Raw genomic sequence first — 12,327 nt, 5'->3', positions numbered from 1 at the left:
ATTTCGTTAAAAAGCCACAATTCTGTGGCTTTTTTTGTGAGATTTCTAAATAAGAGTCAGTGTCTTTACACAGAGATACGCCTTATATTGCTTGCCCGTTGGCTGTCACTGCGACGTCAACATTGCCTCTAATCGCGTTAGAGTAAGGGCAAACCTGATGCGCTACGCGTACCAATGCTAATGCCGCTTCGTCATCCATTTCCAGATTCACATCTAAGGCCACTTCCAATACAAAACCACCTTCTGCGTTCGGCTTAAGGGCAACCGTTGCTTTGGTTGGCGCTTGCTTGAGTCCTAACTTTTGTTGACTAGCAACATGCAAAATCGCATTTGAAAAACACGCTGAATAACCGGCCGCAAACAGTTGCTCTGGGTTTGTCGCTTCACCCGTACCACCAAGTGCTTTTGGATAAGAAAGTGCCACATCCAGTAAACCATCGTCTGTCGCCACATTTCCGTTTCGTCCGGCGCTTGCTGTTGCTGATGTTTTGTAAAGTACAGTCATGTTAGTGTCCTTGTTGTTGGTTATTTTTGATTGTTAGCAATTAGGTTGTGCGCTAACTATATTGCTATTTTTGTGTGTTTGCAAGTATATTGTGTGCAATTTAATTATTCTGAGTGTGATTATGATTGAGCCAAAGAGTGAACTTTTAGATCTCGACAAGCAAGTATGCTTTGCTTTGTACAGTGCGAGCAATGCACTAACTCGTGCGTATCGTCCGATACTTGATGAACTGGACTTAACCTACTTGCAGTACTTATCGATGATGGTGCTTTGGAAGAAGTCACCCATGAATGTGAAAGAGATTGGTCATGATCTTCGTATCGACTCAGGGACTCTCACGCCATTATTAAAGAGGTTAGAGCAGAAGGGATTAGTGATGCGTAAGCGCTGCGAACAAGATGAACGCGCACGATTGATCAGCTTAACTGAGCAAGGTTTAGCGTTAAAAGAAAAAGCGATGGGGGTTCCCAGTGCCATCGCCTGTAAAGCCAATATGACCATGGACGATGCGATGGAGCTCAAACGATTGTGCGAGCAACTCACGGCAACATTAACTAAGTAGTGACATAGATGGATTTATTGGGTCTTTCACGGATAAGCTTCAAACACCTAACAGTGCTGCACGTTATGCTGACTAGCCATAGTGTGACTAAGACGGCAGAAAGTCTGTGTGTGACGCCCTCTAGTGTGAGTAAAACACTGAATCAACTCAGAATCATTCTCGGTGATGAGCTGTTTTTTAGAGATGGCACTAAGCTTGTCCCAACACCGTACGCACTAACCATCGCCCCAACGTTGCATTCAATGTTAGCGAGCATGAATAGCGTGATGCACCAAGCGAGCTTTGATCCGTTGGAATACCAGGGCAGTTTTTCGTTGTCGATGCGAGAGAGTACTTTTGAGATTTTTGCAAAACCAATTGCTGCATTGATCAGCGATCTTGCCCCCCATGCGACACTCACGGTGCACTCCAAAGACCGACATGGCTTCGATTCTCTGCTAGGGGGGAGCATTGATTTTATTTTACTTCCTCACGATGCCAGTCAACCACCCACGAATAGTAAGGGATTAGTTTGGGAGTCTCTCTACCATGATGAAATGGTGTGTTTGATGTCGGCACACCATCCGTTAATCGATAATGAGCTAACCATCGAAAACTATCTCTCTTATCGTCATGTAGGGATCGCAGACACAGAGTTGAACCAGCCGTATTTTGAACAGAACCTGACACAAAACCATAGCGCCCGAGATGTCGCAATGTCGGTTGCAGACTTTGGATCCGCTGCACTAATGTGCCAACAGACGAACCTGTTATTTACCTGCTCAAAGCGTTGGGCTGATGTAGCGATACAAGCGAAGTCTTTGGTAAGCAAGCCGTTACCTTTTGATTATGGCCATGTAGCCTATAGTTTAGTTTGGAATAAACCAAGCATGAACGACCACTCTATTGCTTGGTTATGCGATTATCTGAAAGGGTTCAGCTAGGACGAACATTGCCAAGCTGGATGTTATAAGCAGAATTGGAGTAAGACATGAGCAACATTGTATTTATAGCGACAAGTTTAGATGGTTACATTGCTGATAAAAACGGTGGCTTAGATTGGCTACATGCAATCCCAAATCCCGAGGGAAATGATATGGGATTTTCTGAGCATTTCGCTCGAATTGACGCTTTGGTGATGGGCCGAAATACGCTCGATATGGTGTTAAGCTTTGATATTGAATGGCCGTACAGTAAGCCCGTTTTTGTGTTAAGCAATTCCATGAGCGAGGTGCCAACTGGCTATGAGGGCAAAGTCTTTTTGCTTAATGGCCCTCTAGATGAGGTTTTGGCGCATATTCATAAAAAAGGCTTTAACAAACTCTATATCGATGGTGGTGTTACCATTCAAAACTTCCTTAAGGAAGACTTGATTGATGAGATGATTATTACCACGATTCCGGTTCTACTTGGTGGTGGCGCCTCTCTCTTTGGGGAATTGGAAGCCCCCTTAGATTTTAAATGCGTTAAAAGCACACGCTTCTTAGACACGATTGTACAAAATCACTTTATTCGCAGCCGTTAGTGATATCAGTCTATGAGCGCGCGCCTTGGAGCCTAGGATGCGTCAACTAATTGGCTAGCGCTTTTATTTGTTGCAAGGTTGTCTGTGCCTGTTGGTAGTCGATTGGTAGCTCATGAATATCCGAGCCCTTTTGGACAAACAGAGAGGGAAAGCTGTTTCCACCAATTGAGCGCGCAAATTCTATTTCTGTGAGCAACGCCTGATGTGCACCTGCAGACAAAAAATCCTTTTTAAACACCTCGCCATTCATACCACAGCTTGCCGCTAAGTCGATAAGTACATCGTCATCACTCGGGTTTCTTGCATTGAGGTAGTAGGCATGTTGAATGGCCTCGAGTAATGCCAATTCTGCTTGCTGAGCACGAGCGGCTATCAGCGCGCGACAAGCTGGGTAGGTGGAGCGGCGTGGAGCGTTATTTTTCCAAAAGTCATGGTTAAATTGAGTGCCAAGGTAGTCTTCAATTTTATGCCAATATGAGGCAATTTGTTGCTGCATAGCCATAGGCATTTCTTCGTTCGAGTCTGGGGCTAACCCCCCTAAAACGTATACAACATCAACATTGTCAGGCAGCGCACTTACAATGTTTTCCCAAATTGGCTTATATCCCCAACACCACGAGCACATAGGGTCATAAACGTAATACAGTGTGGTTTTCTCTAGCGGCATAGTGGCCTTTCCTTGAGTGAGTTAATCATCACCTTAGCAAAGTTAACGATAAAGAAAAGCAGCAATGCTGATGAAAATTTCAACATAGAGAGGGCAACGCTGCTGCTTAATTCGACAGGTGGTCAGAGCAAGGTCGACTACACTATTAATTGTGCTAGTCTAGCTTCCATACTCAACATGTAAAGATAACGATAATATGAAAATTTTCAGCAATTTCGAAAGTGGCAATATCAATGTCGTCAAGGCCGATACGCCAAATGATATTCAGCTAACCATTCCTGCCGATAACCAAACCGAGATCTCACAGTGGTTCCATTTTCGACTGGAAGGCGTTGCCGGTCAGCAATATAGTTTTAGTTTACTTGAATTGGCCAAGTCGGCTTACCCTGAAGGCTGGCAAGATTATGATGTAGTGGCGTCATATGATCGTGAAGAGTGGTTCCGCATTCCTTCACAATTTAATGGTGACACATTGACGTTTGATGTGATCCCAGAGCATAGCTCAATGTTCTTTGCCTATTTTGCACCTTACTCCTACGATCGTCATCAGGATCTATTGCACAGTGCGCAAACGCATCATTGTTGTCAGTTAGAAACCCTAGGTACAACGCTCGACAATAACGACATCAGCTTACTTACTATTGGAGAGCCAGCAGAAGGTAAGAAAAACATATGGGTGATTGGCAGGCAACACCCGGGTGAAACCATGGCTGAGTGGTTTATTGAAGGGCTACTACAACGTTTGTTGGATGAAACTGATACGGTAGGGCGCGCGTTACTTGATAACGCGGTATTTAGAGTCGTACCCAATATGAATCCTGATGGTAGCATTCGCGGTCACCTGCGCACCAATGCTATTGGTGTCAATCTCAACCGTGAGTGGCAGAGCCCTTCGATGGTGAAAAGCCCTGAAGTTTTTTTGGTTCGTGAGCGAATGTTAGCGACGGGCGTGGATATGTTCCTTGATATTCATGGTGATGAGGCGATCCCGTATAACTTCGTTGCGGGTAGCGAAGGCGTTCCGTCGTATGATGAGCGTATGGCCACGCTCGAGTCTGCATTTAAACAAGCGTTGTTGACCATTACACCGGAATTTCAGGATGAGCATGGCTATGACAAAGACGAGCCGGGCAAAGCGAACTTGACCGTTGGCTCAAATTGGGTAGCAGAGCAGTTTAAGTGTTTGTCTTACACGGTAGAAATGCCTTTTAAAGATCACATCAGTCATGCTGACGAGCTGTATGGTTGGTCGCCAGATCGTAGCTTCACATTTGGCCAAGATGTGCTAGCAGCTGTGTATTCCACCCTGAATAAGCTTTAGTCATACTTCGTAAACGGCTCATTAAAGAGCCGTTTTTTTATGCCTCTATACCACCGCATGGCGAAGGAATTTGGTCTTTGAACCAACGTTTTGTTATTGAAAGGTTCGATGAGGTTAGTGAACAACAACATCAATGTGTATTCTCCAAAGTACGTTCTATAGTTAATATAATGACATGACAATAACTACTGTGTGACGATCGGAGGCATTATGCTGTTTACTCGGCTGTTAGTTCCTATTGCGCCTGAGCAACCCATTAATGACGCGTTGCATCAGGTATTTTCGTTCGCAAATACGTGTTCATCCCATGTGACCTTACTACTAGTCATAAAAGAGCTAGCTGAATACAAAGATATTTATCATCTGTCCGGGACTACACTGGATATTCTGGAGCACGCGACGAGGTTTTATCAAGATTCGCTGAAAAATCATGTGCAAGCGCTCGAAAAACGTTACCCCAATATCAAATTTAATACCAAAGTTCGCGTTGGTATTCCGTTCATAGAGATCATCAAAGAGTCGGATGAATTGAAGTCGTCGATGATTGTTATCGATTGTCACCGTGAAGATAAACAAGAGCCGTGTCAAAGAGGCTGCAACACGTTTGATTTGATGCGTAAATCACAGGTGCCAATTTGGTCCATTAGCACTCACTTCGATAGTCTAAGCCAGGTGGTCGCTGCTGTGGATGTCACCAATCACGATTATCAGGACTTCAATATCAAGCTGGTTGATCTTGCGGTTGGTTTTTGCTCTGCGGTAGGTGCTAGGCTTGTACTATGCCATGCTTGGCGTTTGGAGTCTGAAGGCTACCTCAGAAACCGGGGTGGTTACACAGACATCGATATCGCGTTACTGTCACAAAAAATGCGAGATGAGAGGATCGCTCGCTTGAACGCTTTATTGGCAAAGCATGACAATAGCTCTTTGACCATTCAAACTCAGGTGTTAGAAGGTGAAACACGTGACGTTCTTCCCCAGTTTATTAGTGATAGTCAGGCCAACTTAGTGATTCTAGGGTCAATGTCGCGAAGTGGCATTGCTGGATTTGTGATGGGAAACACAGCAGAGTCGATGATCAATAAACTGGAGTGTTCGGTGATCACTATAAAGCCGGATACTTTTGAGTCGCCGATTTTGATGAACAAAGTGTAATTTATAGCTCAATAAGCGGGAAAGTATCTGTTGTGTGCCAACCTCCTACCACTTTCTCATAGAGGTTTAGCAAGAAAAAACCTTTTTTGTCAGTGGTTTATCAAGTGCATGTGGGGGCTTTAAGATTGTCTTACCACTGGTTTGTAATGCTATCTTATCTACCTCGATGCTCAGCATCGCTGTGTTTATCTAGTCAAGAGGGTCAGTTATAGCCGGCGTCTATTTCGTCGGGTACCTTTAGGGAAGGGGCGACCCTCTATTGCGTTAAGCTCGGATTAAGACACTGAGCCCCTTGTCTTCAAGCTCCTTAACTACATTATCGGGTAAGTTAGAATCAGAAATGACGCCATCGACCTTTTCAATATCCAGTGCATGAAAACTGGCGATGCGGCCATATTTACTGGAGTCCGAAATAAGATAACTGGTTTGTGCAGCGTTTATGATCGCTTGTTTAACCATGACTTTATTTTCATTCGGTGTGGATAAACCTTTTAGGCTCCAGGACGACGTTGAGATGAAAGCAACATCAATATTGATGCCAGCAAGAAAATCAGCAACTTTGCTACCAACCGTCGACTGGTTTTCTCTATCAACCTTACCGCCGGTATGGTACAGGTCGCATTGGCTGTGATGCATTAGAAAAGAAGCAACAGTAAAGTCATTGGTGACAATAAGCAGATCATCTCTTGCAACTAACTGATGGGCTATCTCAAGAGCGGTAGTACCTGCGTCTAGATATATAGTGGCATTCTCTTCGAGTAGATCCGCGGCTATTTTTCCAATAATTACTTTTTCACTTGCTTGCTGTTCGACTTTTGCGTCATGTGAAAGTTCGCTGTGCAAAGCTTGTGCTAATTGAACGCCTCCGGAGACGGATACGACTTTGCTTAAAGACTCAAGTTTTACGATATCTCGGCGTATGGTCATATGGGAAACGCCAAGATGTTCTGTTAATTCAGCAATACTGATCACTTTATGATGTGATAACAATGACAGTATTGTTCTTTGCCGCTCTGCTGGGATCATAATGTCTCTTCTATCTTATATCTTTTCAGTATCTTATCAGCATTTATTGGCCATGTGAATATATGTGAATATATGTTGTCAAAATGACGATTCTACAGTGACTAGCTAAATTAATTGCTGTTATTTGCACCACATTAGTGCATAATGGCACTGAAGTGTTAATTATTGTGAAAAGTGTGATTTAGGACGGAGTATTACGCAATTGCCTCACATATAATCACAACAGATAAACAATAATTAACATTTAAATTTTAACTTTCCAAGAAGGCATTGTCGTTATGAGTGAAGTTCAATCTGTCGGTGTTATCGGTTTGGGTTCCATGGGGATGGGAGCCGCGAAGTCTTGTGTACGTGCTGGGCTTGATGTTTATGGTTTTGACTTAAACCCTGAGGCGTTAGAGGAGCTAGGTTCCTATGGTGCGAAAGCTGTTTCGACTAATGCCGTTGAGTACGCTAAAGAGTTAGACGCTGTGCTGGTACTCGTTGTTAATGCGCGTCAAGTTAATACGGTGTTGTTTGAGACAGGTCTTGCAGCAGCTTTAAAGCCAAATACACCAGTGATGGTATCTGCCACTATTTCGGCTGAAGATGCTAAGCAAATCGAAAATAAACTGGCAGAGCATCGTTTGGTAATGCTTGATGCGCCAGTATCTGGTGGTTCAGCAAAAGCAGAGTCTGGTGAAATGACCGTCATGGCCTCTGGTGCTACGAGCACCTTTGAAGCCTTGCAACCTGTTTTGGATGCGACTGCCGCTAAAGTTTACAACATTGGTGAAGCGATCGGCCTTGGTGCGACCGTGAAAGTTATCCATCAGTTGTTAGCAGGCGTGCATATTGCGGCTGGCGCAGAAGCGATGGCATTAGCAGCTCGAGCCGGCATTCCTCTAGATCTAATGTACGATGTTGTTACCAATGCAGCGGGCAATTCTTGGATGTTTGAGAATCGAATGAAGCATGTCGTTGATGGTGACTACACGCCAAACTCGATGGTGGATATCTTTGTAAAAGATCTCAACCTAGTCTCTGATACGGCGCAAGATCTAAAATTCCCGACACCACTCTCTAGTGCAGCTCTAAACATGTTTGTTAGCGCAAGCAACGCAGGTTTTGGACAAGAAGATGACAGCGCTGTCATTAAGATCTTTGATGGTATTGAACTGCCAGGAGTGGAGAAGTAATTATGTTATTAGGTGTGATTGCCGATGACTTCACTGGCGCAACAGATATCGCTGGTTTTTTGGTCGAAAATGGAATGCGAACGATTCAGTTAACTGGGACGCCAACACATGACGTCGATCTGGATGCTGATGCGGTTGTCATTAGTCTCAAATCTCGTTCTTGCCCGGTAGACGAAGCTATTAATGATTCCGTTGCCGCGTTGAAATGGCTTCAAAAACAAGGTTGCCAGCAATTCTACTTTAAGTATTGCTCGACGTTTGATAGTACAAAACATGGCAATATTGGCCCGGTCACTGACGCTCTTTTGGCTGAATTAGGTGAGTCTTTCACTATGGTTTGTCCTGCACTTCCGGTTAATGGTCGAACTGTTTACAACGGGCATCTATTTGTATTCGAAGAACTTTTGAGTGATTCGGGTATGCGTAATCATCCAGTAACACCAATGACTGATTCAAGCGTCGTTCGTATGATGAATGCACAGTCAGAAGGCACATCGGGTCTGGTTAACTTTCAAACAGTTGAGCAAGGCCCGTCGGCCATCATCCAGCGTTTTGCTGAACTAAAAGCTCAAGGTAACAAATATGTTGTTGTCGATGCTTTTAAAACTGAACACCTTGTTGCCTTAGGTCAAGCAGCAAAGTCTCTCAAACTTGTGACCGGTGGGTCTGGTTTGGCCGCTGGTATCGCCAAGAACTGGACAGAGCATTTAACAGATCAGAGCGGCGCAAAACAGGCCGGTAACCCAGAAAAAGCGCCGACAGTCGTCTTTTCCGGTTCATGTTCGGTCATGACCAATCAACAAGTCGCGACATATAAGTCCAAGGCTCCTCACTTTTCTATTGATGTCAAAGCATGCCTTGCTAGTGAGCAGTACGCCAATGAAGTCTTTGATTGGGTTATGACAAACTTACGAGGCGAATTTGCACCAATAGTATATGCCACAGCCGATGCCGCATCTCTAAAAGTTATTCAGACTGAGTACGGTGCACAGGCTTCTAGCCAAGCAGTCGAGCAACTCTTTAGTAAGTTAACCGTCATGCTGAATCAAGCAGGTGTCAAGAATTTCATCGTTGCTGGTGGCGAAACATCGGGTGTCGTAACCCAAAGTCTCGATGTTCAAGGTTTTCATATAGGCCCTCAAATTTCACCGGGTGTACCTTGGGTGAAGTCGTTAGACGGTGATCTTTCTTTGGCTCTCAAATCCGGTAATTTCGGCGATGAGAACTTTTTTGCCCGAGCACAGACATTTTTTTCATAGGTGAAGTATAGATGAATAACGTTTTGCTAAAAGAGCGGGAACTAAGAGAACAGATGGTCACGCTCGCTCGGTCCATGTTTGATAGAGGCTATGCCACTGGTGGCGCCGGTAACCTGTCTCTAAAATTGCCTGATGGACACTTTTTAGCCACACCGACGGGGTCTTCGTTTGGCCGGTTGGTCGCTGAAGAACTGTCAGTCGTGGATATCGATGGTCATCATATTTCGGGAAAGAAACCGTCCAAGGAAGTGGCGTTTCACCTGGCTATTTATCGCAATAACCCGCAGTGCAATGCGATCGTGCATTTGCATTCCACATACCTAACAGCGCTTTCTTGTCTTGAAGGTATTGATAATCGCAATGCGATAAAAGCATTTACGCCGTACTTTGTGATGCGTATTGGTGAACTGCCCGTGATTCCATATTTGCGTCCAGGTGATCCGCAAATCGCGAATGAGTTGGCTAAGCGTGCGGGTGACTATAGAGCATTCTTGTTAGCCAACCATGGTCCAGTGGTGACGGGGACTGATCTTCTTGATGCTGTGGACAATGCTGAAGAGCTAGAAGAGACAGCAAAACTTGAGTTTTTGTTAAAAGATAGAGAAATCCGTTATCTGACCGATGAAGAAATCATTGATTTGAAAGGGAGAGGAAAGTAATGGCGAAATTCGCAGCAAATCTCACCATGTTGTTTACCGAGGTGCCGTTTTTGGAGCGCTTTGAAAAAGCCCATCAGGCTGGCTTTAAAGCAGTCGAGTTTCTCTTTCCTTACTCATTCGAACCTCAGGAATTGGCAGACAAACTGAAGCAGTTCGAATTCGAGCAAGCACTGTTCAACATGCCACCGGGTGATTGGGACGCAGGAGAGCGTGGCTTCGCCGCTATCCCGGGCCGAGAAGACGAGTTCAGAGCCAGTGTTGAAACAGCGTTGGTATACGCAAACATGTTGAATTGCAAAAAGGTTCATGCGATGTCGGGTTTAATTGATGATCGCTTTGATCGTGACCAGCACGTTGAAACATTTGTCTCAAATATTCGCTATGCCGCGGACAAATTTTCTGAGCAGGGTATTGAATTGATGATTGAGCCTCTGAACAGTCGAGATATACCAAATTATTTTATCTCTCACCAACGTGAAGCGGTTGAGCTGATTAAAAAGGTCGATCGTCCAAACGTGAAACTTCAGCTTGATCTATATCATGCCCAGATCATGGACGGAGACTTAAGCACGTTAATTCGGGATGTCGCGCCATTTACCGGACACATTCAGATTGCTTCGGTACCTGAAAGACACGAACCGTCAGAAGGAGAGCTGAATTACCCCCACTTGTTCAACGTATTGGATAGCTCTGGTTACCAAGGTTGGATCGGCTGTGAGTATAACCCAAGAAATACAACAGAAGAGGGATTAAGTTGGGTTACGCCTTACCTATGAACCTTAATCGATAGCCAAAAGCGTGAGAGCTGGGCTTAGGTCTACCGTATAACAAAAGCTTGCTGGATAAGTTACTAGCATAAAGTGCAATGGGTTTCCCCCCTATATAACCCATTGCAACCCTACATAGAAAAATAAAAGGAAATCAAAATGGATGGAGCATTGATAGGCATTGTGATTGGTATTATTGCCATGATGGGAATGATTGTGAAAACAAGAATTCCAGTCGCACTCGCAATGGTTATTTCAAGCATCATTATGGGCCTGTTCGCCGGAATGGCTCCAACAGAACTAATCGATGCGATTAAAGCGGGTTTTGGAGGCGTACTGGGCAGTATCGGCCTTATTATAGCGTTTGGTGTGATCATGGGCGCATGTTTCGAGCGCTCAGGTGCTGCTGTGCGCATGGCGAAAACGTTTGTGAAAATCTGTGGCAAAGGTCGTGAAGATCTAGCTTTGGGTTTCACAGGGGTGATCGTGGCCATTCCGGTCTTCTGTGACTCTGCGTATGTCATTCTACATTCCTTAGTACGTGCGATTTCTCGTGATACGGGTAAATCAGCCGTTGGCCTTGGCGTTACATTGGCGCTTGGCCTGCTAATCACTCACGCTCTAGTGCCGCCAACACCAGGACCTGTCGCTGTGGCGGGGATCCTAGGCGTGGATCTGGGCGAGTATATGCTTTGGGGTCTGATGGTATCGATTCCTATGATGCTGTTGTCTATGATTTATATCCGCCGTATTGGTAACGAATACTACCGTGTGCCAAATGGTGAAACGTGGATCACTAACCAAGCAGACTGGGCGAACCTAGAAAAAGTTGAAGCTGCGAACGAAAAAGAATTGCCAAGTAACTTCTTATCTTTCGGCCCAATTCTTATCCCTATCGCACTTATCCTGATTAATACTCTGGTTGGTAAAGGCGACAGTGCAATGCATACTGTGCTATCTCTGCTTGGTAATCCTGTGGTTGCTGTGGGTATTGGCGTGCTAATGGCACTTTACGGGCTAACTCTAAAAATCGAACGTAAAGATATGGTTGGCTCTATGGATGACGCGCTGTCGACAACAGGTCTAATCCTTGTGGTTACTGGCTGTGGTGGTGCAATGGGCGCTGTGCTTAAAGCTTCTGGTGCTGGTCCACAAGTCGCTGACGCGATTGCAAGTAGTGGTATTCCACCACTGCTAGTTCCTCTAGCAATTGCTTCTATGCTTCGTGTGATTCAAGGCTCTGCTACAGCGTCAATGATGGTTGCAGCAACAATGACTCTACCTCTTGTTGAAACATTAGGTTTGGACCCGGTATTTGTCGCATTAGCGTGTGCAGTGGGCCCAGTAGGCTTCTCGCACCTTAATGATTCATACTTCCATATCATCAACCGTACGTTGGGCATTACAGAGCTTACTGACCAATTGAAAATTTGGTCTGTATCTTCAACGATTGCCTGGGCAATTGGCGCAAGTATCATCATGATACTTAACCTGGTATTCGGTAAAGGTGGCACTATGATTGACCCATTGGTTCCTCTTGCCGTTCTTGCAGCAGTTATCGTTTGGGTGAAATCAAAAGACAGCAGTGTTCAAAAGACCGTTGTAGCTAACTAAAAAACTTAAAGCCTCTTTCTTGCAAAAGAAAAGAGGCTTTTTTATCCTCATTTATATATCCGTTTTCATCTTGCTAATTCACCGACCCTTTCTTTGACTACTGCTTGGCA

At 44.8% G+C, this 12,327-nt stretch carries 13 protein-coding genes; 10 read left to right on the top strand and 3 right to left on the bottom strand.

The genetic code is table 11. The features are described from left to right. Positions 1–82: 82 nt before the first annotated feature. Positions 83–505 (bottom strand): organic hydroperoxide reductase Ohr, encoded by a 423-nt coding sequence (gene ohr / locus LNL84_RS08980; protein WP_244356886.1) that lies wholly within the window; start codon positions 503–505, stop codon positions 83–85. Positions 506–626: 121 nt separating this feature from the next. Between ohr and ohrR the strand changes: the two genes are divergently transcribed. Genes ohrR through LNL84_RS08965 form a run of 3 tightly spaced genes read left to right on the top strand, consistent with a single transcriptional unit; the run spans position 627 to position 2,571 of the window. Next, entirely contained in the window at positions 627–1,067 is a 441-nt protein-coding gene (gene ohrR, locus LNL84_RS08975) for a transcriptional regulator OhrR (protein ID WP_244356885.1), read from the top strand. A gap of 8 nt (positions 1,068–1,075) precedes the next feature. Next, positions 1,076–1,990, top strand: a complete 915-nt coding sequence (locus tag LNL84_RS08970; protein ID WP_244356884.1) for a LysR family transcriptional regulator — start codon at positions 1,076–1,078, stop codon at positions 1,988–1,990. A 47-nt stretch (positions 1,991–2,037) separates the two neighbouring features. After that, entirely contained in the window at positions 2,038–2,571 is a 534-nt protein-coding gene (locus LNL84_RS08965; protein ID WP_244356883.1) for a dihydrofolate reductase family protein, read from the top strand. 46 nt (positions 2,572–2,617) lie between these two features. Here the strand turns inward: LNL84_RS08965 and LNL84_RS08960 are convergent, their stop codons facing one another. Next, positions 2,618–3,238 (bottom strand): DsbA family protein, encoded by a 621-nt coding sequence (locus tag LNL84_RS08960; protein WP_244356882.1) that lies wholly within the window; start codon positions 3,236–3,238, stop codon positions 2,618–2,620. Positions 3,239–3,434: 196 nt separating this feature from the next. Between LNL84_RS08960 and LNL84_RS08955 the strand changes: the two genes are divergently transcribed. Both LNL84_RS08955 and LNL84_RS08950 read left to right on the top strand, forming a co-directional pair. Then, positions 3,435–4,559 (top strand): M14 family metallopeptidase, encoded by a 1,125-nt coding sequence (locus LNL84_RS08955; RefSeq protein WP_244356881.1) that lies wholly within the window; start codon positions 3,435–3,437, stop codon positions 4,557–4,559. A gap of 210 nt (positions 4,560–4,769) precedes the next feature. Continuing rightward, positions 4,770–5,714, top strand: a complete 945-nt coding sequence (locus LNL84_RS08950) for a universal stress protein (RefSeq protein ID WP_244356880.1) — start codon at positions 4,770–4,772, stop codon at positions 5,712–5,714. Between the two features lie 264 nt (positions 5,715–5,978). On the opposite strand, the gene LNL84_RS08945 is transcribed toward LNL84_RS08950, so the two are convergent. After that, positions 5,979–6,740 (bottom strand): DeoR/GlpR family DNA-binding transcription regulator, encoded by a 762-nt coding sequence (locus LNL84_RS08945; protein ID WP_244356879.1) that lies wholly within the window; start codon positions 6,738–6,740, stop codon positions 5,979–5,981. A 278-nt stretch (positions 6,741–7,018) separates the two neighbouring features. On the opposite strand from LNL84_RS08945, the gene ltnD reads away from it, so the two are divergent. The 5 genes from ltnD to LNL84_RS08920 all read left to right on the top strand — a co-directional run bounded on the left by ltnD (position 7,019) and on the right by LNL84_RS08920 (position 12,217). Then, positions 7,019–7,918, top strand: a complete 900-nt coding sequence (ltnD, locus tag LNL84_RS08940; protein WP_244356878.1) for an L-threonate dehydrogenase — start codon at positions 7,019–7,021, stop codon at positions 7,916–7,918. A 2-nt stretch (positions 7,919–7,920) separates the two neighbouring features. Next, a complete protein-coding gene (otnK, locus tag LNL84_RS08935; RefSeq protein WP_244356877.1) occupies positions 7,921–9,177 on the top strand; it encodes a 3-oxo-tetronate kinase in 1,257 nt (418 codons plus the stop codon). Between the two features lie 11 nt (positions 9,178–9,188). Further along, a complete protein-coding gene (gene otnC / locus LNL84_RS08930; protein ID WP_244356876.1) occupies positions 9,189–9,836 on the top strand; it encodes a 3-oxo-tetronate 4-phosphate decarboxylase in 648 nt (215 codons plus the stop codon). Continuing rightward, positions 9,836–10,612 (top strand): 2-oxo-tetronate isomerase, encoded by a 777-nt coding sequence (otnI, locus tag LNL84_RS08925; protein ID WP_244356875.1) that lies wholly within the window; start codon positions 9,836–9,838, stop codon positions 10,610–10,612. The genes otnC and otnI overlap by 1 nt, the downstream gene beginning before the upstream one ends. A 150-nt stretch (positions 10,613–10,762) precedes the next feature. After that, positions 10,763–12,217, top strand: coding sequence for a GntP family permease (locus LNL84_RS08920; RefSeq protein ID WP_244356874.1), 1,455 nt, complete (start codon positions 10,763–10,765; stop codon positions 12,215–12,217). Positions 12,218–12,327: the final 110 nt, after the last annotated feature.

The sequence above is a fragment of the Vibrio gelatinilyticus genome (genome assembly GCF_022836845.1).
Classification (GTDB): domain Bacteria; phylum Pseudomonadota; class Gammaproteobacteria; order Enterobacterales; family Vibrionaceae; genus Vibrio; species Vibrio gelatinilyticus.
Note: the sequence above shows the minus strand (reverse complement) of the source record. Positions and strands in the feature narration are given on the sequence as shown.